At 64.1% G+C, this 22,289-nt stretch carries 19 protein-coding genes, 2 tRNA genes and 1 pseudogene; 11 read left to right on the plus strand and 11 right to left on the minus strand.

All coding sequences use genetic code 11. The features are described 5' to 3' along the window. Positions 1–44: 44 nt before the first annotated feature. Both KZZ07_RS12745 and KZZ07_RS12750 read right to left on the minus strand, forming a co-directional pair. Entirely contained in the window at positions 45–890 is an 846-nt protein-coding gene (locus tag KZZ07_RS12745) for a hypothetical protein (RefSeq protein WP_219514592.1), read from the minus strand. Positions 891–1,038: 148 nt separating this feature from the next. After that, positions 1,039–1,115, minus strand: a tRNA-Ile gene (locus KZZ07_RS12750). Positions 1,116–1,231: 116 nt separating this feature from the next. On the opposite strand from KZZ07_RS12750, the gene purM reads away from it, so the two are divergent. Both purM and purN read left to right on the plus strand, forming a co-directional pair. Further along, a complete protein-coding gene (purM, locus tag KZZ07_RS12755) occupies positions 1,232–2,278 on the plus strand; it encodes a phosphoribosylformylglycinamidine cyclo-ligase (RefSeq protein ID WP_219514594.1) in 1,047 nt (348 codons plus the stop codon). Next, positions 2,275–2,865 carry a phosphoribosylglycinamide formyltransferase gene (gene purN / locus KZZ07_RS12760; RefSeq protein WP_219514596.1) on the plus strand — a complete coding sequence of 197 codons (591 nt, stop codon included), beginning with the start codon at positions 2,275–2,277 and terminating at the stop codon, positions 2,863–2,865. The genes purM and purN overlap by 4 nt, the downstream gene beginning before the upstream one ends. Before the next feature lie 7 nt (positions 2,866–2,872). On the opposite strand, the gene KZZ07_RS12765 is transcribed toward purN, so the two are convergent. Further along, positions 2,873–3,070 carry a hypothetical protein gene (locus tag KZZ07_RS12765; protein ID WP_219514599.1) on the minus strand — a complete coding sequence of 66 codons (198 nt, stop codon included), beginning with the start codon at positions 3,068–3,070 and terminating at the stop codon, positions 2,873–2,875. Between the two features lie 252 nt (positions 3,071–3,322). Here KZZ07_RS12765 and rnd point away from each other — a divergent pair, with 252 nt between their 5' ends. Beyond that, on the plus strand, positions 3,323–4,480 hold the full coding sequence (rnd, locus tag KZZ07_RS12770; RefSeq protein WP_219514600.1) for a ribonuclease D: 1,158 nt from the start codon (positions 3,323–3,325) through the stop codon (positions 4,478–4,480). Positions 4,481–4,496: 16 nt separating this feature from the next. On the opposite strand, the gene KZZ07_RS12775 is transcribed toward rnd, so the two are convergent. After that, positions 4,497–5,003 (minus strand): hypothetical protein, encoded by a 507-nt coding sequence (locus KZZ07_RS12775; protein WP_219514601.1) that lies wholly within the window; start codon positions 5,001–5,003, stop codon positions 4,497–4,499. 127 nt (positions 5,004–5,130) lie between these two features. On the opposite strand from KZZ07_RS12775, the gene KZZ07_RS12780 reads away from it, so the two are divergent. After that, complete coding sequence (locus tag KZZ07_RS12780; RefSeq protein ID WP_219514602.1) at positions 5,131–5,535, plus strand: SufE family protein; 405 nt, start codon at positions 5,131–5,133, stop codon at positions 5,533–5,535. A 21-nt stretch (positions 5,536–5,556) separates the two neighbouring features. Here the strand turns inward: KZZ07_RS12780 and KZZ07_RS28265 are convergent. From KZZ07_RS28265 to fabI, 7 genes and pseudogenes are all read right to left on the minus strand, one after another. Further along, positions 5,557–5,940 (minus strand): annotated as a pseudogene (locus KZZ07_RS28265) (DUF6990 domain-containing protein); the annotation flags it as partial. 116 nt (positions 5,941–6,056) lie between these two features. After that, a complete protein-coding gene (gene trpE, locus KZZ07_RS12785; protein WP_219514603.1) occupies positions 6,057–7,571 on the minus strand; it encodes an anthranilate synthase component I in 1,515 nt (504 codons plus the stop codon). Between the two features lie 5 nt (positions 7,572–7,576). Beyond that, entirely contained in the window at positions 7,577–9,421 is a 1,845-nt protein-coding gene (locus KZZ07_RS12790) for a peptidyl-prolyl cis-trans isomerase (protein ID WP_219514604.1), read from the minus strand. Positions 9,422–9,451: 30 nt separating this feature from the next. Next, positions 9,452–10,648 carry an aminotransferase gene (locus KZZ07_RS12795; protein WP_219514605.1) on the minus strand — a complete coding sequence of 399 codons (1,197 nt, stop codon included), beginning with the start codon at positions 10,646–10,648 and terminating at the stop codon, positions 9,452–9,454. A 136-nt stretch (positions 10,649–10,784) separates the two neighbouring features. Then, a complete protein-coding gene (gene gpt / locus KZZ07_RS12800) occupies positions 10,785–11,303 on the minus strand; it encodes a xanthine phosphoribosyltransferase (RefSeq protein WP_219514607.1) in 519 nt (172 codons plus the stop codon). Between the two features lie 68 nt (positions 11,304–11,371). Beyond that, positions 11,372–11,974, minus strand: a complete 603-nt coding sequence (locus KZZ07_RS12805; protein WP_219514609.1) for a LysE family translocator — start codon at positions 11,972–11,974, stop codon at positions 11,372–11,374. A 128-nt stretch (positions 11,975–12,102) separates the two neighbouring features. Continuing rightward, a complete protein-coding gene (gene fabI / locus KZZ07_RS12810) occupies positions 12,103–12,909 on the minus strand; it encodes an enoyl-ACP reductase FabI (RefSeq protein WP_219514611.1) in 807 nt (268 codons plus the stop codon). Positions 12,910–13,068: 159 nt separating this feature from the next. On the opposite strand from fabI, the gene pdxH reads away from it, so the two are divergent. The 7 genes from pdxH (at position 13,069) to KZZ07_RS12845 (ending at position 21,970) form a co-directional block, all read left to right on the plus strand. After that, complete coding sequence (gene pdxH / locus KZZ07_RS12815; protein ID WP_219514612.1) at positions 13,069–13,674, plus strand: pyridoxamine 5'-phosphate oxidase; 606 nt, start codon at positions 13,069–13,071, stop codon at positions 13,672–13,674. A 142-nt stretch (positions 13,675–13,816) separates the two neighbouring features. Further along, positions 13,817–14,365, plus strand: coding sequence for a cold-shock protein (locus tag KZZ07_RS12820; protein ID WP_219514613.1), 549 nt, complete (start codon positions 13,817–13,819; stop codon positions 14,363–14,365). Beyond that, on the plus strand, positions 14,341–15,165 hold the full coding sequence (locus KZZ07_RS12825) for a DUF192 domain-containing protein (protein ID WP_219514614.1): 825 nt from the start codon (positions 14,341–14,343) through the stop codon (positions 15,163–15,165). Before KZZ07_RS12820 ends, KZZ07_RS12825 begins: the two co-directional genes overlap by 25 nt. A 54-nt stretch (positions 15,166–15,219) precedes the next feature. Beyond that, positions 15,220–15,296, plus strand: a tRNA-Pro gene (locus tag KZZ07_RS12830). A 172-nt stretch (positions 15,297–15,468) separates the two neighbouring features. After that, complete coding sequence (locus tag KZZ07_RS12835) at positions 15,469–17,421, plus strand: DUF4214 domain-containing protein (RefSeq protein WP_219514615.1); 1,953 nt, start codon at positions 15,469–15,471, stop codon at positions 17,419–17,421. Between the two features lie 587 nt (positions 17,422–18,008). Continuing rightward, positions 18,009–21,668: a vitamin B12-dependent ribonucleotide reductase gene (locus tag KZZ07_RS12840; protein ID WP_219514617.1), complete on the plus strand. Its 3,660-nt coding sequence runs from the start codon at positions 18,009–18,011 to the stop codon at positions 21,666–21,668. A gap of 11 nt (positions 21,669–21,679) precedes the next feature. Next, positions 21,680–21,970, plus strand: a complete 291-nt coding sequence (locus KZZ07_RS12845) for a hypothetical protein (protein WP_219514619.1) — start codon at positions 21,680–21,682, stop codon at positions 21,968–21,970. Positions 21,971–22,289 lie beyond the last annotated feature (319 nt).

Below are 22,289 nucleotides of genomic sequence, written 5' to 3' on the forward strand. Positions count from 1 at the left end.
GCCCTGTCAGAAACCATCCGGTCGCCGGGTGTCGGATCCGAAGGCTATTCCGTTGACAGCAGGAATTTCTGCGGCGGATCCAATGGGACGATCAGGGAAATGTCGGTCGATACGAGGATCGTGACGATGGTGTCCTGCAGAGATCTCAACAAGCGGAACTCTTTCGGCCCGACGTAATTCCTGGGATGGAACGGGCTTTCGGATTCGATGGCGGGCGTCGACGTGTCGAACTCGACCGTGACCAGCTCCCAGATTGACTGCAACACGTCCTTGACCAAATTGTCTTTTTCGTGAAGCCAGAAGCGAATGCCCACCGGGGGATCGCTGTGCTTCATCTCAAAGGAGATCGCGCTGCCGTCCAGCGTATGGAAGATCGGAAAGAACGGGCCGATTTCCACGTTGGTTCGCACGATTTCATTGGGCCAGCGCTTGCTCAACAGGTAGCGATCAATGTGATGTACCTTCATCCAAACATCGAGTTCCGAGTCCCGTTCGACCGCCGTGTCGAGATGTTCGTTGAATTCCAGCCGGACTGGATAAAGCGTGAATGTATACGCAGGCTCCAGGTCGATCACCTTTGAATCGAACGAGACATTGCCTTGCCGATCCTGGGATTGGACAATGATGATGCGCCGCTTGGTGGTGGCATCATAGGCGTGTTGCAGCCGCAGGACGTCCGCCGCAGCTTCATTTCCCGCGTAAAGGCGTTCCTTGCGAAGGTCGATGGTCTCCGGCGGTTCGCCCTGGGCCTCGTCCCCCCACCAGATCCGCAAAATGTCGTGGCTTTCGTCAACGCGCATGATGGCCGTCGCGACGACGCTTTCATGGGTGACCTCGAAAGAGTGAAGCTGCCTCGCCAAGTCTTCCGGCTTGGTCGGTTTCACCACCACGATATTGCTCGGAGCTTCAGGTCGTCTTCCGCCAGATATAGCCATTGCCACCGCGCCTCCCCTCAGGCTTCCCGGGCCCGGCCGTCCCCGAGGGGCAGGCCGGTCAAGGCAAGGGTCGCCGCTTCCGGCGCGTCTATCAAGCGTTTTCTGGTAGGCCCGGCAGGACTTGAACCCGCAACCAAGGCGTTATGAGCGCCCTGCTCTAACCAATTGAGCTACAGGCCCACCGTGGCGCTCTTGGTACCAGCTTCGCTTTCCGCGTCAAGCGCACACGTTGCAGGGACGCGCGGGATGCGCTAATCGCGGGCGCGAACGGGGGCGCGGGCCCGAAGGAGATCCCAATGAGCGACGGCAAGAACGGGCTGACCTATGCCCAGGCGGGTGTGGATATCGACGCGGGCAACGCCCTGGTCGAGCGGATCAAGCCGGCCGCGAAGCGGACAACCCGCCCAGGCGTGATGAGCGGGCTGGGTGGTTTCGGCGCGCTTTTCGACCTCAAGGCGGCGGGCTATGACGACCCGGTTCTGGTGGCGGCCACCGATGGCGTGGGCACCAAGCTGCGCATTGCCATCGACACCGGCCATGTGGACGGCGTCGGGATCGACCTCGTTGCCATGTGCGTCAACGACCTTGTCTGTCAGGGGGCAGAGCCGCTCCTGTTCCTAGACTATTTTGCCACCGGCAAGCTGGAGACGGAAACAGCGGCGCGGGTGGTCGAAGGCATCGCGGAGGGTTGCGTGCGCTCCGGCTGCGCGCTGATCGGGGGCGAGACGGCCGAGATGCCGGGTATGTATCCGGCAGGCGATTTCGACCTCGCGGGCTTTGCTGTCGGTGCGATGGAGCGGGGCGCGGCGCTGCCCGAGGGGGTCAAGGAAGGCGATGTCCTCTTGGGCCTGGCCTCGGACGGGGTGCATTCGAACGGCTACAGCCTGGTGCGCAAGCTGGTCGAGATGTCGGGGCTGGGCTGGGATGATGCCTGTCCCTGGGGGGACGTGACGCTGGGCGAGGCACTGCTGGCGCCGACGCGGCTCTACGTCAAGCCGGCCTTGGCGGCCATCGGGGTCGGCGGTGTGCACGCGCTGGCCCATATCACCGGCGGCGGCTTGACCGAGAACCTGCCGCGTGTCCTGCCCGAGGGGATGGGCGCCGATATAGGTCTGGACGCCTGGGACCTTCCCGACCTCTTCAAGTGGATGCGCGGTGTCGGCGGTATCGAAGAGGGCGAAATGCTCAAGACCTTCAACTGCGGCATCGGCATGATCCTGGTCGTCGATCCCGAAAGCGAACATGCCATCGACGCGCTGCTGAGCGAACACGGCGAGCGGGTGCACCGGCTGGGCCAGGTCACCGCCGGGGCAGGCGTGTCCTACAGCGGGTCGCTGGGGTGAAACGGGTCGCCATCTTCGTTTCCGGCGGCGGGTCCAACATGGTCACGCTGGTCGACAGCATGACCGGCGACCATCCGGCGCGCCCGGTTCTCGTGCTGTCGAACAATGCCGATGCAGGCGGGCTGCGGAAAGCGGCGGATCGGGGCGTGCCGACGGCTGTCGTCGACCACCGCCCCTTTGGCGGCGACCGGACAGCGTTCGAGGAGGCGCTGCAAGAGGCGCTGGCCCCGCATGAGCCGGACATCCTGTGCCTTGCGGGGTTCATGCGAGTCCTGACAGCCGGATTCGTCACGCCTTGGGAAGGGCGGATGCTGAACATCCACCCTTCGCTCTTGCCAAAGTACCGGGGTTTGAACACCCATGCCCGCGCCATCGCGGCGGGCGATAGCGAGGCAGGCTGCACCGTGCATGAAGTGACGCCGGAACTGGACGACGGTCCGATCCTTGGGCAGGCGCGGGTGCCGATCCTTCCGGACGACAGCGCCGAGGCGCTGGCGGCGCGGGTGTTGACGATGGAACATCAGTTGTACCCGGCGGTCTTGCGCCGCTTTGCCGCCGGGGACCGGACGCCCGTACAACTGCCCTGAGGGTGGCTCAGCCGTCGAGGCGCTGCATCGAGGCGGAATTGCCGTGCCAGCCCTGCGGATCCGGGGCCGAGGCAGGGGCGGTCAACGCCGCCAGCCCCATGAAGGCCAGCGCGGCGAGGGTGACGATCATGGCGATCAGGCGCGAAGTTTCGGCATTGTCCGACCGGGGGGCGGTCTGGTGGATGTGCTGGTCGAAGGTTGTCATGTCGGCGGGCTCCTGTTTGCGATGACTTGCAGATAGGTGCTCGCCATTCATTCTTGAAATGAATGTTTGGAGCGGGTGGGATCACGTATCCTTATGGCTTGCCGTCGGGTATCCCGGCCTCCAGAGGGGCTTTGAATGTCCCCGGGGATTGTTCTATGGTGGCTGGACGCAAGGGGGCCAACGGCGCCACGACCTTGCCTGACCTTTCACGGAGCGGGCCTTTCCTGGCCCGTGCATCCAGCCGGAGCCCGCATGAAAACCTTGACGACGACGGAAGAGCTGGCGGCCTTCTGCGAGGCCGCCGCCTCTGTTCCCTACGTGACCGTGGATACGGAATTCCTGCGGGAGCGGACCTATTATTCGAAACTCTGCCTCATCCAGCTGGCCTTGCCCGGTCGCGACGATGCGGACGCCGTCCTGGTCGACCCACTTGAAGGAGATCTGTCTCTGGAACCGCTGATGACGCTGTTTCGGAACAAGGATGTCGTCAAGGTCTTCCACGCGGCGCGCCAGGATCTGGAGATCTTTCACGTCGATCACGGCGTGATTCCGGAACCGCTGTTCGATACGCAGGTCGCGGCGATGGTCTGCGGTTTCGGTGAACAGGTTGGCTATGAAACGCTGGTCAAGCGCATCGCCAAGCAGCAACTCGACAAGAGTTCACGCTTTACCGACTGGTCGCGCCGCCCGCTGACCGATGCGCAGAAAACCTATGCGCTGGCAGATGTGACGCACCTGCGCCAGATCTACGAATTCCTGAACGCCAAGCTGGAAGAGACCGGCCGCGCCCGCTGGGTGGCCGAGGAACTGGCGGTGCTGACCGATCCGCAGACCTATGTCACTCATCCCGAGGATGCCTGGAAACGGGTCAAGACACGCTCGAACTCTCCGCGTTTCCTGGCCATCGTGCGTGAACTGGCCGCCTTCCGCGAATCCTATGCACAGGAGCGCAACATCCCGCGCAATCGGGTGTACAAGGACGATGCGCTGGTCGAACTTGCGTCGACCAAGCCGCAGAACATGAACGACCTCAGCCGCTCCCGCCTGTTGCTGCGCGAGGCGCGCAAGGGCGCCATTGCCGAGGGCATCCTTGCGGCGGTGGCCGCCGGGCTGAACTGCCCAAAGGAGACTCTGCCCACGGTCGAAAACGACCGCGAGAAACTGCAGGTGAACCCGGCGCTGTCCGACCTGCTGCGCGTGCTCCTGAAGGCCAAGACCGAAAGCTACGGCGTTGCGTCCAAGCTGATCGCACCGGCGTCCGACCTTGATGCAATCGCGGCCGGTCAGCGCGACGTGGCCGCGCTGACCGGCTGGCGGCACGAAGTCTTCGGTGAGGATGCGCTGCGGCTGTGCGAGGGGCAGATTGCCCTGGGCGCCAAGGGCAAGGCGGTCACGGTCATCGACCTCTGACCGCCTCCGGTGCCCCTCAGCGGCGCACGCTGCGCACGTTGTGGCGGCCCTTGACCTGGATCAGGCGCACATCCAGCAGCTGGTTGTCGGTCAGCCAGATGGCCGCCGTATGGGTGCGCGACTGGGCCGGTCCCTTGGCGCCCCGCGGCTGCAGCCCGCGAAAGGCGTAGGTCAGCGTGCCCTGGCCGCTCTCTTCCTCGATCTTGACCAGCTTGACGTCGAAGGCGCCCTGGTAGTCGGCGACCGTGGTGGCCCGGACGATGGCGCCGCCGGGGCGGCGTTCGATCACCAGTTCGGTGATCTCGCCCATCTCGGTCCCGCGATAGCTGGTGTCCTTTTCCTGGCGGAAGATGGACTCGCGACCGCGCGGGATCAGTGTGTTCACCTCGCCGTTGACGGCGGCCACGGGCCGCGACTCGCTGCGCCCGAACCAGTTCACCGGGTTCAGGCGGCTGTCGCGCACCGCGCCGCAGCTGGTCAGCAGGATCGCGGCAAGCACGAGGCTGGATACCGGTTTGAACATTTTACGCCCCCAAGCAGATTTCACGGAGGGTTAGCGCAGAACGGCGCCGTTGAAAAGAACCTCGCGCCGGTTGGGGGCTGGACCTTTGCCGCAGCTCTGCCTAGGTCTGCGGCAAATGGAGGGCAGAATGGCACAGGCAGCATTCGAAGACGTGGTCGAGGATTTCGAATTCCTGGAAGACTGGGAAGACCGCTACCGCATGGTGATCGAGATGGGCAAGGACATGGACCCGATGCCCGAGGCCCTGAAAGTGCCCGCCACCAAGGTCGAAGGCTGCGCCAGCCAGGTCTGGCTGCACATGACGCCCGAAGACGGGGTGTTCCGTTTTCAGGGCGACAGCGACGCGCTGATCGTCAAGGGGCTCATCGCGCTTCTGCACAGGCTCTATGATGGTCTTCCGGTTTCCGAGGTGCCGGGCGTGGATGCACGCGCGGAACTGGGGCGGCTGGGGCTGCATGACCACCTGTCCGCGCAGCGGTCGAACGGGCTGCGGGCCATGATCGAACGGATTCGGCTGGAGGCGGCGGCCTAGGCGGGCGGCCCCGCCAATCGCCAGCGCCGCAAGGTGAAAGACCGGTCGAGAGCCCGGACTGTCGGTTGGCCAGTCGCGAAAGTCTGCGTAGAGACCCGCGATATCCACCGCTCCTCCCCAAGTCACCAGTTCCCGCGACAGCGCTGCCAGGCGAGGATCATTTGCCTTGGGGCTGTCCGACCGCGCCGGTTGGCAACCGGTGATCAAAGGGATCAGCGGCAGTTTCCGGGGGTCGGCAAGCTTGGGGTCGCGGGAGTCGCCGGCAGCCATGATCCGCGCTTTGGTCCGGTCGAAAAGGCGCGTCGCGACGCTGGGCACGCCTTTGAACAACGGACCGTCCGGCAATTGGATCATCGAGGGGATGAGCGTGACAAATCTGTCGGGCAGGTCCCTGTAGAGTGTCAACCGGACACCCCGTCCGCGTTTTTGTCAGCCGTGGGCTTGCAGGGCCGCGACGATTTCGTCACGGGTGGTCAGCGTCGGAGGAGGCTCATTGCTCTGCCGCCGCCGAAAGGACCACTTCACCCGTTCCCGTCGCCCGTAAAGCGCGCCGCATCTGCCGCCGCCCGCCGGATGGCGTTCGATTTGTGCACCGTTTCCTGGTACTCGGCCTCGGGATCGCTGTCATAGACCACGCCGCCGCCGGCCTGGATATAAAGCTTGCGGTCCTTCACCAGCGCGGTACGCAGGGCGATGCACATGTCCATGTCACCCCCGGCACTGAAGTAACCCACGCCGCCGCCGTAGACGCCGCGTTTTTCCGGTTCCAGCTCGTCGATGATTTCCATCGCCCGGACCTTGGGGGCCCCGCTGACGGTGCCTGCTGGCAATCCGGCCAACAGGGCCGACAGCGCGTCCTGATCCGCGGACAGTTCGCCGACCACGTTCGACACGATGTGCATGACGTGGCTGTAGCGTTCGATGATGAATTTCTCTGTCGGGCGGACGGTGCCGATCTTCGAAACCTTGCCAGTGTCGTTCCGACCCAGGTCCAGCAGCATCAGGTGTTCCGCCAGTTCCTTCTGGTCGGCCAGCAGGTCCTCTTCCAGCGCCTTGTCCTCGGCCGGGGTTGCGCCACGGGGGCGTGTGCCCGCGATGGGACGGATCGTGACCTCGTTCCCGAAAACCCTCACGAGGATCTCGGGAGAGGCGCCGATCACCTGGAAACCGCCAAAGTTGAAATAGAACATGAAGGGCGACGGGTTCGTCCGACGCAGCGACCGGTAAAGCGCGAAGGGCGGCAGGGGGAAATCCTGCGTCCAGCGTTGCGAGGGCACCACCTGAAAGATATCGCCGGCGCGGATGTAGTCCTTGGCCTTTTCGACCGCCGAGAGATAGGCGTCATGGGCAAAGTTTGAGACCGGTTCACCCAGTTCCGCCGCATCGCCCAGATCGCGGCTGGCCTGCGGCAGCGCGCGTTCCAGGTCGCGGACCGCGTCCATCACCCGTTCGGCGGCCTGCGCATAGGCCGCGCGCGCCGAAAGCCCATCCTGCACCCAGGCTGGAGAGACCACCGTCACCTCGCCCTTGACCCCGTCCAGAACCGCCACGACCGAGGGCCGCATCAGCAGCGCGTCGGGCAGGCCCAGCGGATCGGGGTTCACGTTGGGCAGGTGTTCGACCAGCCGGATCATGTCATAGCCCAGGTAACCAAACAGACCCGCCGCCGCTTGTGGCAGGTCATCGGGCAGGTCGATCCGGCTTTCGGCCAGAAGGGCGCGCAGGGCTGTCAGAGGGTCGTCCTCTTGCGGTTCAAAGGCGTCGGGATCAAAGCGTGCCATGCGGTTCAGCCGGCTTTGATCTCCGTGGCACTGCCAGATCAGATCCGGCTTCATCCCGATGATCGAATAACGCCCGCGCACCTCACCGCCGGTCACGGATTCGAGCATGAAGGCATCGCGCGCCGCGCCGGTCAGTTTCAGCATCAGCGAAACCGGCGTGTCGAGGTCGGCGGCCAGGCGGGCATAAACCACCTGGTTGCGGCCCGCCTCGTAGGCAGCGGCGAAGCCGTCGAAGGAAGGGATAAGCTGTACCATCGTCTCTACTGGAAATTCGCGTGAACGGCGTTGATCGCCGGCTGATCCAGATCCACGCCCGCACGATCCTGGATGTCCGAGGCCAGGGCGCGGAACAGGTCCTGCGCGACCGACTGGGCGGCCTGATCGCGGAACAGCGTTGCAAGCTGCTTGGCCTGTTCGTCATCCGGATCGACGGCCAGGATGTCATCCAGACGGACCACGACCGCCGTGTCTCCGGTACTGACCGCCCGGACCTGGTTGGGCTCCATGTCAAAGACCGCGTCAAGCACCGCCCGCGGCACCGCGCCGGAAGAGGTCCTCGTCAGGGCTTCCTCGGTCTGGGCGGTCAGGCCCAGGCCTTCGAAGGTGACACCTTCGCCCAGTTGCCCGGCCAGCGTCTCGGCTTGTTTCAGCAGCGCATCCGCCTTTTGCGCCTCGCGCCAGTCGGCCTCGACCCGCACGCGCACCTCGTCGAAGGGGTAGGGGGCGGGAGGCTCGATCGCATCCAGCCGCAGGGCAAAGATGCCGCCGTCGCCCAGTGCCGTAACGGCCGGGTAATCCCCGTCCTTCACCGCCTCTGCGGCGTCGCGGAAGGCAGGGTAGCCCGCGATGCCCTCGTCATTATCGCCTGTCCAGCCGATTGTCCCCAGGTCAAGGTCGGTCGTCTTCGCCAGTTCCTCGAGCGTGAGGCCCGCCGCCAGTTCATCGTCATAGCCCTGTGCCTGGGCGTCGATCACGCGGCGCGCGCGGTCCAGCGCCAGCTCGCCACGCAGACCGGGCACCGCGTCCTCGAAAGAGGTCAGCTGTGCGGGCAGGACGGCGTTGATCCGGAACAGCGCCGGACCCAGCGGCGTCGGAGCCGGGCCGACCACCTGGCCCACAGCGCCGTCAAAGACCACATCTGCCGCATCGCGCAGGTCGTCGCGGGTGACGTCGCCCATGTCGGTGTCTTCCAGACTCAGTCCCCGCTCATCCACGAGGTCGCCAAAGCTGATGTCGCCCGAGGTTATGCGCGCCAGCGCGGCCTCTGCAGCGGCGGTGTCGTTGAAAACCAGCCGTTCGACAAGGCGCCGCTCGGGCAGGTCGAACTGGTCCTTGCGGTCGTCATAGGCCGCACGCAGGCTTTCCTCGTCCACTTCGACACTGTCGACCAGCATTTCGGGCGTCACCCAGGCGTAGGTGAGGCGCTTGGTCTCGGGACGGGTGAATTTGGCGATGTTGTCATCATAATGGGCCCGCAGGACGTCCTCGGTCGGGGCGGTCACGCTTCCGTCCAACTGGTCTTCGCCGACCACGGCCCAGGTGATGCTGCGGCGTTCGCCGGTGTAGCCGATCAGCGTGTCGACATAGGCGTCAGGCAGACGGATGCCGGCCAGCACCGCGCTCTGCAACAGCGAGCTGGCGCTTTCGTTGCGCAGCTTTTCCTCGAACTCGCGTTCCTTGAGGCCGGCGTTTTCCAGCGTCAGCTTGTAAGCCTCGCGGTTGAAACTGCCATCCACCGCCTGAAAGGCCCGGATCTGGCGCAGGTCCTCGGCCAGCCGCGTGTCGCCGATCGACAGGCCCAGCGTGTCGGCCTCGTTCTCCAGCGCGGCGGTGACGACCAGCTGGCTCAGCACCTGTTGCGTCAAGCCCAGGCTTTGCGCCTGCTGGAACGACAGCGCCTGTCCGCTCTGCTGCTGGATGTTGCGGATCTCGTTCTGCAGCGCCCGGAAATAGTCATTGGTCGAGATCTCGGCCTCGCCGACCTTACCGATCGACCGTACCGTGCCCGAGAAATTGGTGGCGCCGAAACCGCCCAGACCCAGCAGCAAAAGCCCCAGCAGACCCCAGACCAGGTACTTTCCCACGCCGCTCTTCTTGTCCGCCATCTCGACCTCCCGCTGTCGGTTTGCCCCTGTCTATGCGGCTCCCCCGGGGGCTGCAAGAGGCCCGTCGACCTGCGCCAGCCTGCGCGTGAACTCGGCGATCCCGGCGCGGTCGGTATTGGCAAAGGCGACACGGAACTGCCGGTCGCCGCTGGGGTCGCCGTCGGGGGTGAACATCGTCGCCGGCAGGATCAGCACGCCTGCCTCGCGCACCAGCCGGGGCGCAAGCGTGGCAGAGCCCTCGGCAAAGGGATGTTCGATGTAGGCGAAATAGGCGCCGCAGCCCAGAAGACGCCAGCCTTTTTCGGCCAGTGGCGCAAAATGTTCTTCGATGGCGGCGCGGCGATCCAAGATTTCCTCGCGCTGCTCGGCCTTCCACTGACCTAGGTTTTCCAACCCCCAGAGCGCGGCGCGTTGGCCCAGCGAAGGCGCGCAAATCGCCACCGTGTCCTGGAACTTCTCGATCTGGTGCAGCAACTCGGGCTGGCCGATCACTGCGCCGACCCGATGGCCGGTCAGCCGGTAGGCCTTGGAAAAACTGTAGAGCTGTACCAGCACCTGGTCCCAGCCGTCCCGCATCAACAAGCTATGCGGTGCTCTGCTGCGCGAGTCGAAATCGCGATAGGTCTCGTCCACGATCAGGGGGATGCCGGTTTCGGCACACAGGTCAAAGAACCCGTCCAGCACGTCTGCCGGGTATTCCACGCCGCAGGGATTGTTGGGGGTGACAAGCACGATGGCCCGCGTGCGCGGCGTGATCAGCGCGCGCGCGGCCTCCGGGTCGGGGACGAGGCCGGGAGCGCAGGTCAGGGGCACCGCGCGCAGGCCGCTCATGTCGAGCCACATCTTGTGGTTGAAATACCAGGGCACGGGCAGGATCACCTCGTCATCCTCGCCACAGGTGGCCGCGATGGTCGCCGCGAAGGCCTGGTTGCAGCCCGCCGTAATGCCGACCTGCGCGGCCTCGACCGTGCCGCCGTATTGCCGCGCCCAGTCCGCGGCCAAGGCCTTACGCAGCGCGGGCAGGCCCAGCACCGGCCCGTATAGGTGACTTGCAGGGTCCTCCAACATCTCGGCCATCGCCGCGCGCATGGGCGCGGGCGGCGGATCGGCCGGCGCCGCCTGGCTGAGGTTGATCAGCGGGCGGTCGGCCGGAAAATCGACCCCTTTCAGCCAGCGCTGTGCTTCCGGGATGGGCGGAAAAAAGGTTGCCTCGGTGCGTGTCGCCATCCGCTTGCTCCGTCCTGCTGTTTCTTTGGGCCAAAAATACTCTCGGGAGCGCGAGGGCAGCGCCCTCGCCGGGGGTTTGGGGGCCTTGCCCCCAAGAGTGAGAGCGCGCCGTCAGGCGCCCCGATGGATCACGGGCTCAGTCGTCGCCGCGGTAGGGTTTGACGTATTGCAGCGCCATGTCCCAAGGGAAGAAGATCCAGGTGTCCTGGCTGACCTCGGTGATGAAGGTGTCGACCTGCGGGCGTCCCTGCGGCTTGGCATAGACCGTTGCCACATGTGCCTTGGGATACAGGCTGCGCACCAGTTCCAGCGTCTTGCCGCTGTCGACGAGGTCGTCGATGATCAGGACCCCGGTCCCGTCGCCCACCAGATCCGCGTCCGGGGATTTCAGCACCTGCGCCTCGCGCCGCTGATCGGCCTTGCCGCCGCCGGAATGATAGCTCTTGACGCTGACCGTATCGACGGTGCGGATGTCCAACTCGCGCGCGACGATCATCGCGGGCGCCATGCCGCCACGGGTGATGGCCACCACCGCTTTCCAGTAGCCGTTGTCCGGCCCCTGTCCCTGTAGCCGCCAGGCCAGCGCCCGCGCATCCCGGTGCAGCTGGTCCCAGCTGACGTGAAAGCCTTTCTCGTGGGGCAGGCGGTCGGTCATTGCAATCTCCTCGGCAAGCGCTGTGGACAAGGCCTATACGCCAGCGGCAAGGCGCGGGGCAAGCCTCCTCAACGCGACAGCAACAGCCGTAGCCCCAGCGCCCCCAGCAGCGCCGCCGCCACCCGGTCGATCACCGGTTTGGCGCGCAGGTAGCCGGCGCGGGCGGGCGCGGTGGACAAGAGCGCCGCGAAAAGACCGTAGACCGTCACTTCGACGACGAAATGGTTCCCGACGATCAGCGCCTTGGCCCCAAGGCCCATGTCGGCGGGAAAGATCACCACAAGAACCGAGGCGGCAAAAAGCACCGATTTCGGGTTCAGCAGGTTCACCAGAAGACCACCCAGAAAGGCATTGGCACCGGGCCGCGCACTGTCAGACACCGGCTTGCGTGCATCCCGCCACAGGCCCCAGGCAATCCACATCAGGTAAAGCGCACCCGCCAGTTTCATGGCGCCATAGGCGAAGGGAAAGAGCGCAAAGATCACCTCGAGCCCCAGCAGAGCGGCCCCGGTCCAGCAGGCCGCGATCAGGCCAAGTCCCGCGCCGGTGGCAAGCCCGGTACGAAACCCGCCCGCGATGGACTGGCGCAGCGCATACAACAGGGCAGGCCCCGGAGCCGCCATCGCGGCCAGAAGAGTCAGGTTGAAGGCAAGCAGATGTGTCCAGGTCATGGTGGCGGCTCCTTCGGCGCTTGGGACCAGAACGCCAGAACACTGTGCCCCTGTCAAACGAAGAGGCCCCGGCGCGGGGGCCGGGGCTGTGTCTTGCGCTTGTCCTGTCTGTCAGGCGGGCAGGGCGCTCAGCCCTTGGTGATGTCCGGCGCGTCGACCGCCTTCATGCCGACGACGTGATAGCCGGCGTCGACGTGATGCGTCTCTCCGGTCACGCCTGAACCCAGGTCGGACAGAAGGTAGAGCGCGGAATTGCCCACGTCCTGAATCGTCACGTTGCGGCGCAGGGGCGAGTTGTACTCGTTCCACTTCATGATGTAGCGGAAATCTCCGATGCCGCTGGCGGCCAGGGTCTTGATCGGCCCGGCGCTGATCGCGTTCACACGGATGCCGTCCTTGCCCAGGTCCTCGGCCAGGTAGCGCACCGATGCCTCCAGCGCGGCCTTGGCCACGCCCATGACATTGTAATGCGGCATGATCCGCTCGGCGCCGTAGTAGGTCAGCGTCACCGCGCTGCCGCCCTTGGTCATCATTTTTTCGGCCCGCTGCATCACGCTGGTGAAGCTGTAGACCGAGATGTCCATGGTCATGGCGAAATTGTTTTTCGACGTGTCCACGTAGCGCCCGCGCAGTTCGGATTTGTCCGAAAAGCCGATGGCGTGAACGATGAAATCGAGGCTGTCCCAACGGTCTTTCAACGCGCCGAAAAGCCCGTCGATCGAGGCCTCGTCGCCCACGTCGCAGGGCAGGACGATGTCCGAACCCAGTTGCCCGGCCAGCGGATCGACACGTTTCTTCAGCGCCTCTCCTTGGTAGGAAAAGGCCAGCTCGGCGCCGGCGTCGGCGCAGGCCTTGGCAATGCCCCAGGCAATGGATTTGTCATTGGCCAGGCCCATGATCAGACCGCGTTTTCCCGCCATCAACTGGTTTGACATGAGCGCCCTTTCCGCCAGATCGTCGATGGAGCGACTTTTAGGCGATCGGTCCGGGACCATCAAGCCTGCCGTGCGTGCAAAACAGGGCTTGCATCCGGCGCGACACAGGTCACAGTCCCGGCGCGTCCGGCAGGAAACGGACAGAAGGAGACCATGACGATGAGCGACCGCAGCGGGATTTTCGCAGGCGACGACCCCTTTCAGATCGCCCGCAACTGGCTGGCAGAGGCCGAGGCCAAGGAGATCAACGATCCCAACGCCATCGCGCTGTCGACGGTGGATGCCGATGGTCTGCCCAACGCACGCATGGTCCTGCTCAAGGACATCGAGGCGGATGCCTTTGTCTTTTATACCAACTACGAAAGCGCCAAGGCCGGTGAGATCGACCAGGCCGGCAAGGCGGCTTTCGTCATGCACTGGAAATCCCTGCGCCGGCAGCTCCGCGTGCGGGGGCTGGTCGAAAAGGAAGACGGCCCACAGGCGGATGACTACTATGCCTCGCGGTCTATCAAGAGCCGCCTTGGTGCCTGGGCCAGCCGTCAGAGCCGCCCGCTGGACAGCCGCGCCTCGCTCATGGCCGAGGTTGCGCGCGTCACGGCCCGGCACGGGACCAACCCGCCGCGCCCGCCGTTCTGGGGCGGTTATCGGATCCGCCCGGTCGAGATTGAATTCTGGGCCGACGGCGCATTTCGCCTTCACGACCGGTTTCGCTGGGCGCGAAAGGATATGTCCGCTGCTTGGACTGTTGACCGTCTCAACCCGTGAAGCATACTGAAATCAGGCAGAAAAACAGGCCGGCACATTCGGTTTTCATGGGGCACCGTTAACCTATCTGACACAAAAAAGGTCAATTCCACGGGCTTGCGCTGTCCGAGGGCTTTGTTTCAAGAGGTCGGGTGGGGATAAGATGGAACAATCGGGAACGACGTTGACACGAGAGGATACGGAAAGCGAGGCAGTCTCTGGACGGGTGAAATGGTTTGACCCCGTCAAAGGCTTCGGATTTGTCATTTCGGACACGGGTGGTCCGGATATTCTGCTGCACGCGAATGTCCTGCGGAACTTCGGACAAAGTTCCGTCGCCGATGGCGCGCGCATAGACATCACCGTGCAACGCACCGACAGGGGCGTACAGGCGACCCAGGTGCTGAAGGTGGAACCGCCGGAAGCCCCCGAAAGCGCGCCGCTTGCGGATTTCGAACATCTTGACCCCGAGGTCATGGCCCAGGCACCGCTGGAACCGGCCCGCGTCAAGTGGTTCGACAAGGCCAAGGGTTTCGGGTTTGCAAATGTCTTCGGAAAACCGGAAGATGTGTTCATTCATATCGAGGTCCTGCGCCGGTCGGGCCTCGCGGATCTGCAACCGGGCGAGGCCCTGGCAATTCGCGTGGTCGAGGGCAAGCGTGGACGCATGGCGATGGAAGTGAACGCATGGGAAAGCGCCTTGTCGCGTTGAGTTTTGTTGCCACGCTGGTTGCGTGGCCGGTCTGGAGCCAGGACGAAGGCTCTGTCATTCTGGAACAGGAAACGGCGCCACCGCCGCCCGCGGCCCAGCCGCTGGTGGACGAGACGCCGGACGCGGCCCCGGTCAAGGACGGCCCGGCCCCGGCAGAGCCGGTCGCCGAGGCGCCGGTGCCGGATCCCGGTCCGGATGCCCCGGACGAAGGCGAGCCCGTGGCGCGGGTGACACCCGATCCGTCGGCCCCCGCCGACGAGGCGCCCGACCCTGAACCGGCGCAGGAACCCTCTGACGAAAAACCACCGCTGATCGACCCGATCCTGCCGATCGGCGATGAACCGCTGGCCGAGGCCGGACCCGATCCGAAACATGTGAACGACCCGGACAACCGCGTCGGAGAGTGCCGCGCGGACACGCTATATGTGCGCGGCGGTCATGCGCCGGTGCGCTTCACGGTTGACGTGGCCGACACGCCCGACAGCCGGGCGCAGGGGTTGATGAACGTGAAATCCATGCCGCTGAGCAAGGGGATGCTGTTCATCTACCCGGCACCGCAACCCGTCGCGTTCTGGATGAAGAACACGTTCATCCCGCTGGACATCATTTTCGCCGACCGCCGGGGCGTCGTGGTTCATATCCATCACAATGCCAAGCCGCATGACGAAACCAGCATTCCCGGAGGCGAGCAGATCCAGTTCGTGCTGGAGATCAACGGCGGTTACGCCAGGATGATGGGGATCGAAGAGGGGGCCCAGATGCGTCATCCGGCGATCCGCCGCGCAGCCTGGCCCTGCTGATCGTTCAAAGGGGCTTTTCAAGCCCGTCCCGTGCGGCTAGACCGCACGGACCGTCGGGGCGTAGCGCAGCCTGGTAGCGCGTCTGTTTTGGGTACAGAAGGTCGTGAGTTCGAATCTCGCCGCCCCGACCACTTCCTCCAAGATCCTGTATTTAAACGCTTTCCAGATGGCATTGCGCAAGGTGATTGCCTGCGGCCATCGCCCGCGGCGGCTATGACCCGTAAAATTTACGGGGTGCTTTGAAACTTTCCGATTCCTGACACGTGGCTTTGGACACGCGACAAGCGACAGGAGGAAGTTTTTATGGCTCATCTGGCCTCTAACTACGATTCATTCGAAACGTTTCTGGATCAGGCAGATGCCTACTGGACCGTTGATCTGGGCGCGCTCAACAGCTCGGGCGTCGAAGGTACGGCAGTGCTGGCGATGGTCACCGACGACGACGGCTCGACCTATCTGAACGTCGCGATTTCGGCGACCGGTCTGACGCCCTCGCAGACTCATGCCCAACATATTCACGGCCTTTTTGATGAGAGTGGCAATCCGATCGATTCCGTGGCGCCGACTATCGCCGATGACCTGGACCGCGACGGGATGGTCGAGGTGCTGGAAGGGGTGAGCCAATACGGCGACGTGATCTTGCCGCTGTCGATGGACGGGATGATGCCGATGGCGGATGCCTCGGGGCGCATCTCTTTTGTCCAGAGCTACGACCTGGGCGACAACAGCAACTTTTTCAGCCCGGTCACGATGACCGACTACTTTGCATCCGACCTGATGCCGCTGGAACTGCGCGAGATCGTTCTGCACGGGGTCGAAATCCCCGATGGTATCGGCATGGGCACCGGCGGTGAGGTGTCCGGTGGCGCCAACGGCTTTATCGGCATCCTGCCCGCTGCCGCCGGTGACATCGAGGTGGCCACGAAGGAAGAGGCGCTTGCCGTCCTGGCGGAGCACCGCGAGACGGCCAGCGACACGGTCGTGCTGACCCCGAATCCCGACATCTTCGACGCCGGACCCGGCGATGACATGGTGGACGGGCTTGCGGGCAACGACACGATCACCGGGGGCGCGGACAATGACACGCTGCTGGGGGGCATGGGGGCCGACATCCTTGAGGGCAACGGTGGCAACGACATTCTTGAGTCGGGCCAGATGGACGTCAACGGTCCAAACGCCGCCGATTCGGGGGCCTCGGGCGGGTTGACCCTGGCCGAGTATGACGGCGGCATCGCGGGTGGCGCCGGGAACGACATGATCATGGGCGGCGCAGGCGACGAGATCCTGACCGGCGATGACGACAGCCGCACGGCGGCGGCCACCGGCTCGACCTTTGACGCGATGGCCGATGGCATGGACACGATCCACGGCGGTGCGGGCAACGACGAGATCCACACCGGGTCCTGGTCGGACAGCGACCAGGGTCTGCCCAACGCCCAGACCGGGATCATGGCCGACGTGGCCTATGGTGACGGCGGCGACGATATCCTGCGCGGGGCCGGGGGCGACGACATGCTCTTTGGCAACATGGGCAGCGACAACATCGGCGGCGGTGGGGGCGATGACATGATCTTTGGCGACGGCGATTTTTCCGGCGACGTCAACATCATCACCGGTCAGCTTTATCGGCTGTATGTCACCAGCTTCGACCGCGACCCGGATGCGCCCGGTTTCGAATCCTGGGTCACGGGTCTGGCTGGGGGCACCTTTGACCTGAACCGTGTGGCGGTCGGTTTCGCCAACTCGCCAGAGTTCAATTCGGTCTTTGGCGGCGGCACAAACGAGGATTTCGTGCGCGCGATGTACCAGAACACGCTGGACCGTGGCGCCGATCCCGGCGGGCTGGCGCATTGGGTCGGCAAGCTGGACGCGGGAGCATCGCGGGCCGAGGTCCTGCTTGGCTTCTCGGAAAGCCCCGAGATGAAGATGCGCAGCGCCTCGGACATGGAGGATTGGGTCGATGCCCAGGGCACCAATGACGTGCTGGCCGGCAATGGGGGCACCAACACCCTGTCGGGCGGCTACCTGTCGGACACCTTCGTCTTTGGCACCGACACCGGCAGCAGCCATATCGTGACCGACCTGGAGTCCTGGGACATGCTGGATTTCACGGCCTTCGGCTATGCCGATGCGGATGCCGCGATTGGCCAGATGATGCAGCAGGGCGACGATGTCGTCTTTATGGATCAGGACGTCACGGTCACGCTGGAAGACACGCAACTGGCGCAGGTCTCGGGCGAGATGATCCTGGTCTGACCGCGGCTCAACAGGCGATCACAGGCGTCCGGGTCAACGGCCCGGGCGCCTATTCGCGAGCTCTGCCAAAGAATCGGTCACCCCACTAGATGTGGTGGGGGAGGGGTGCAAATGCCCGAATTGGAGGGTTGAGCGTGTTCAGCTTGCAACAACGAGGGGCATCGGGGATCTTAACAAATATTAACCAGTTCGGGCGCGAGACCTGAAGTTATCCACAAGCATTTGTGCATAAACTGCCGTCTCTCTTTGTATTTCCACGGTTTGCGCGAAAGCTGAAATTATTAACAGATCCGGGATGAATCGGAGGCCTCATACCGCCCCTAGTGTGGTGTCGTCGGGTCAACACAAAATATATGTAGATATCGTAAAAAAACGCGTTGACGACTCCGGCGTATCAGGGCCATTTTGTGTAGGCCGGTCGGGACAGCCACTAAATGTAGTGGGCGGCGGCAAGGGACAGACAAGCACAGCATTCACTCACATGGGGCATCGGCCTCGGCCCGCGTGGCAACCGCGGGAGGGTGCTTTTGTCCTTTGCCTTACCGACCGGCACGAAAAAAACGGGACACTCTTTAGGGGCAGCTGCGATGAAAATCGAACGCAAATTCACCAAGGCCGGACAGGACGCTTATGCCGACATCGACTTTGTCACCACCAAGTCGGAAATTCGGAACCCTGACGGCACCACCGTCTTTGCGCTCGACCAGCTGGAAGTGCCCGCAGGCTGGAGCCAGGTCGCCAGCGACGTCATCGCTCAGAAATACTTCCGCAAGGCCGGCGTGCCGACCGAGCTGAAGCGCGTCGCAGAAAAGGGCGTGCCCGAATTCCTGTGGCGCTCGGTCCCGGCGTCCAAGGACACGCCGCGCACCGGTGAGACCAGCGCGCGCCAGGTCTTTGACCGTCTGGCCGGCGCCTGGACCTACTGGGGCTGGAAGGGCGGCTATTTCTCGACCGAGGAAGACGCCCAGGCCTATTTCGACGAAATGCGTTTCATGCTGGCCACCCAGATGGCCGCGCCGAACAGCCCGCAGTGGTTCAACACCGGCCTGCACTGGGCCTATGGCATCGACGGCCCCAGCCAGGGCCATTTCTACGTCGATTACAAAACCGGCAAGCTGGTGAAGTCGAAGTCGGCTTATGAGCACCCGCAGCCGCACGCCTGCTTTATCCAGTCGGTTCAGGATGACCTGGTGAACGAAGGTGGTATCATGGATCTGTGGGTGCGCGAGGCGCGCCTGTTCAAATACGGTTCTGGCACCGGCACGAACTTCTCCTCCCTGCGTGCCGAGGGCGAGGCGCTGTCAGGCGGAGGCAAGTCCTCCGGCCTGATGGGGTTCCTCAAGATCGGCGACCGTGCCGCGGGGTCTATCAAGTCCGGCGGAACGACCCGTCGAGCAGCGAAGATGGTGATTTGCGACGCCGATCACCCCGACATCGAAGAGTTCATCAACTGGAAAGTGCGCGAAGAGCAGAAGGTGGCATCCATCGTCGCCGGCTCGAAGATGCACGAAAAGATGCTGAACGGGATCTTCGCGGCCATCGCGGCCTGGGACGGGGCAGAAGAAGACGCATATGATCCCAAGAAGAACGAGACCCTGAAGGCGGCCATCCGTGCGGCCAAGGGCACCATGATCCCCGAGACCTACATCAAGCGCGTGCTTGACTATGCACGCCAGGGCTATGCCTCGATCGAGTTCCCGACCTATGACACGGATTGGGACTCCGAAGCCTACGCCTCGGTCTCGGGCCAGAACTCCAACAACTCGATCCGCGTGACAGATGCTTTCCTGAAGGCGGTCAAGGACGATGCTGATTGGGAGCTGATCCGCCGCACCGACGGCAAGACCGCCAAGACCATCAAGGCGCGCGACCTCTGGGAACAGGTTGGCCACGCGGCCTGGGCCTGCGCCGATCCGGGCATCCAGTTCCATGACACCGTGAACGCATGGCACACCTGCCCCGAGGACGGGGCGATCCGTGGCTCGAACCCCTGTTCCGAGTACATGTTCCTCGACGATACGGCCTGCAACCTGGCCTCGATGAACCTGCTGACCTTCCTCAAGGACGGTCGTTTCGACGCCGAAGGCTATATCCACGCCACGCGCCTCTGGACGCTGACGCTGGAAATCTCCGTCTTGATGGCGCAGTTCCCGTCCAAAGAAATCGCGCAGCTCAGCTATGACTTCCGCACGCTGGGCCTGGGCTATGCCAACATCGGCGGGTTGCTGATGAACATGGGCTATGGCTACGACTCGGATGAGGGCCGCGCGCTCTGTGGTGCGCTGACCGCGATCATGACCGGGACCTCCTACGCCACCTCGGCGGAAATCGCCGGTGAACTGGGCGCCTTCCCGGGCTATGCCCGCAACCGCGACCACATGCTGCGTGTCATCAAGAACCACCGCAACGCCGCCTACGGCGCATCGGAAGGCTATGACAAGCTGGCGGTCAAGCCGGTGCCGCTGGACCTGGTCAACTGCCCCGACGAGGCACTGGTGCACCTGGCCATGTCGGCCTGGGACGAGGCCTATAGCCTTGGCGAAAAGAACGGCTACCGCAACGCGCAGGTGTCTGTCATCGCGCCGACCGGCACCATCGGCCTGGTCATGGATTGCGACACCACCGGCATCGAGCCCGACTTCGCGCTGGTGAAGTTCAAGAAGCTTGCCGGCGGTGGTTACTTCAAGATCATCAACCGCTCGGTTCCCGGTGCGCTGGAAAACATGGGCTACACGTCCAGCCAGATCGAAGAGATCATTTCCTACGCCGTCGGCCACCAGACGCTGGGCAACGCGCCGGGCATCAACCACACCGCCCTGATCGGCCACGGCTTTGGCCCGGCGCAGATCGAGAAGGTCGAAGGTGCGCTGGCCTCGGCATTCGACATCCGCTTTGTCTTTAACCAGTGGACGCTGGGCGAAGAATTCTGCCGCGATGTTCTGGGCATCCCGGCGGAAAAATTGATCGACCCCAGCTTTGACCTGCTGCGGCACCTGGGCTTTTCCAAGGCCGACATCGACGCCGCGAACGACCATGTCTGCGGCACCATGACCCTGGAAGGGGCGCCGCACCTGAAAGAGGAACACCTCAAGGTCTTCGACTGCGCCAACCCCTGCGGCAAGAAGGGCAAGCGCTTCCTCTCGGTCGACAGCCACATCACCATGATGGCCGCGGCGCAAAGCTTCATCTCGGGCGCGATCTCGAAGACGATCAACATGCCCAACGATGCGACCATCGAGGACTGCCAGAAGGCCTATGAGCTCAGCTGGTCGCTGGGTGTGAAGGCCAACGCGCTCTACCGCGACGGCTCGAAACTGTCGCAGCCGCTGGCGGCCGCGCTGGTCGAGGACGACGACGAGGCTGCCGAGATCCTGGAAAGCGGATCGCAGCACGAAAAGGCGCAGGTCCTGGCCGAGAAGATCGTCGAAAAGGTCGTGATCAAGGAAGTGGCCCGCGCGGGCCGCTCCAAGATGCCCGAACGCCGTAAAGGCTATACGCAAAAGGCGATTGTCGGCGGTCACAAGGTCTATCTGCGGACCGGCGAATACGAGGACGGCAACCTGGGCGAGATCTTCATCGACATGCACAAGGAAGGCGCCGGCTTCCGTGCGATGATGAACAACTTCGCCATCGCCGTGTCCGTCGGCCTGCAATACGGCGTGCCGCTGGAGGAATTCGTCGACGCCTTTACCTTCACCAAGTTCGAACCGGCGGGCATGGTGCAGGGCAACGACTCGATCAAGAACGCGACTTCGATCCTCGACTACATCTTCCGCGAACTGGCCGTGTCCTACCTGGACCGCACAGACCTGGCCCATGTCAAACCCGAGGGCGCCAGCTTTGACGACCTTGGCCGGGGCGAGGAAGAGGGTGTGTCCAACGTCAAGGAACTGTCGGAAACCGCCGCCAGCCGCAGCCTGGAAGTGCTGAAGCAGATCAGCTCGACCGGCTACCTGCGCAAGCGTCTGCCGCAGGAACTGATTGTCCTGCAAGGCGGTCAGGCGACCGTGGCGCTGGAAGCGGGCACCGACCCCGACCAGGTGCTGCGCAGCCTTGTGCCCGCCACGGCGGCAGGGCCGAAGTCCGGCGGCTCGGCCTCCTCGGCGATGGCCATGACGGCAGTCACCAAGGCCAAGATGCAGGGCTACGAAGGCGAAGCCTGCGGCGAATGCGGCAACTACACGCTGGTGCGCAACGGCACCTGCATGAAGTGCAACACCTGCGGCGCGACGAGCGGTTGCAGCTGAGGAGGAGAACGATGGCGTCCTTCAAGATGGACTGCGTGCTCGAATGGGATGGCATTCTCAGCGATCCCATGACCCTCACGGTCAACGTGATCCCGGACGGTCCGGATCACCGCGGCGCCGGGTCCTTTGCGATGCCAACGCGGTTCATCGGGACGGCAATGCGCAGCGAGGCGCCCGTGAGGGCCATCGCCCATGACGGCAGCAGCTTTGACCTGACGGTCCACCGCTTCGACATGACCACGGGCATTGCCTATTTCCGGACGCTTGGCGCCCTGCCGGTCGAGGATCGGCGGAGCGCCTGACGAGACACCCCTGGGGGGGGTGATGCGGGGCCACGTTGCCAGTGATCCCGCGTGGTTAGGGTGGTCAGGGAGTCCCGTCCCACCATCCGTTCCGGGGCCGGTGCGCTGGTCCCAGACGCTGACAAGGCCGCAGGCAGAAAAGACACGGGCGGTGAATCAGATGAGCCTTGTACGCGAAACTCGGGGCGTCCCTTCCCCAAAGGGACGCCCCCTTTCTTTTCCATGATTCCGGCGCGGGCAGGTTCCCGCCAATGGCCCCGGGCCAGCCTCTTCGGCGGTGTCACGCCAGAATGGGTATGCGCCGTTTGCGGGGTCCCGC

This window comes from Mameliella sp. CS4 (genome assembly GCF_019392335.1).
Classification (GTDB): Bacteria; Pseudomonadota; Alphaproteobacteria; order Rhodobacterales; family Rhodobacteraceae; genus Antarctobacter.

Excerpts from the sequence above, each read along its gene's own strand:
- KZZ07_RS12775 (WP_219514601.1), bottom strand. The coding sequence starts at position 5,003 with ATGTTCAAACCGGTATCCAGCCTCGTGCTTGCCGCGATCCTGCTGACC.
- purM (WP_219514594.1), top strand. The coding sequence starts at position 1,232 with ATGAGCGACGGCAAGAACGGGCTGACCTATGCCCAGGCGGGTGTGGAT.
- KZZ07_RS12780 (WP_219514602.1), top strand. The coding sequence starts at position 5,131 with ATGGCACAGGCAGCATTCGAAGACGTGGTCGAGGATTTCGAATTCCTG.
- gpt (WP_219514607.1), bottom strand. The coding sequence starts at position 11,303 with ATGACCGACCGCCTGCCCCACGAGAAAGGCTTTCACGTCAGCTGGGAC.
- rnd (WP_219514600.1), top strand. The coding sequence starts at position 3,323 with ATGAAAACCTTGACGACGACGGAAGAGCTGGCGGCCTTCTGCGAGGCC.
- KZZ07_RS12835 (WP_219514615.1), top strand. The coding sequence starts at position 15,469 with ATGGCTCATCTGGCCTCTAACTACGATTCATTCGAAACGTTTCTGGAT.
- KZZ07_RS12825 (WP_219514614.1), top strand. The coding sequence starts at position 14,341 with ATGGGAAAGCGCCTTGTCGCGTTGAGTTTTGTTGCCACGCTGGTTGCG.
- KZZ07_RS12805 (WP_219514609.1), bottom strand. The coding sequence starts at position 11,974 with ATGACCTGGACACATCTGCTTGCCTTCAACCTGACTCTTCTGGCCGCG.
- KZZ07_RS12820 (WP_219514613.1), top strand. The coding sequence starts at position 13,817 with ATGGAACAATCGGGAACGACGTTGACACGAGAGGATACGGAAAGCGAG.
- KZZ07_RS12840 (WP_219514617.1), top strand. The coding sequence starts at position 18,009 with ATGAAAATCGAACGCAAATTCACCAAGGCCGGACAGGACGCTTATGCC.
- KZZ07_RS12795 (WP_219514605.1), bottom strand. The coding sequence starts at position 10,648 with ATGGCGACACGCACCGAGGCAACCTTTTTTCCGCCCATCCCGGAAGCA.
- fabI (WP_219514611.1), bottom strand. The coding sequence starts at position 12,909 with ATGTCAAACCAGTTGATGGCGGGAAAACGCGGTCTGATCATGGGCCTG.
- KZZ07_RS12765 (WP_219514599.1), bottom strand. The coding sequence starts at position 3,070 with ATGACAACCTTCGACCAGCACATCCACCAGACCGCCCCCCGGTCGGAC.
- trpE (WP_219514603.1), bottom strand. The coding sequence starts at position 7,571 with ATGGTACAGCTTATCCCTTCCTTCGACGGCTTCGCCGCTGCCTACGAG.
- KZZ07_RS12790 (WP_219514604.1), bottom strand. The coding sequence starts at position 9,421 with ATGGCGGACAAGAAGAGCGGCGTGGGAAAGTACCTGGTCTGGGGTCTG.
- KZZ07_RS12845 (WP_219514619.1), top strand. The coding sequence starts at position 21,680 with ATGGCGTCCTTCAAGATGGACTGCGTGCTCGAATGGGATGGCATTCTC.
- pdxH (WP_219514612.1), top strand. The coding sequence starts at position 13,069 with ATGAGCGACCGCAGCGGGATTTTCGCAGGCGACGACCCCTTTCAGATC.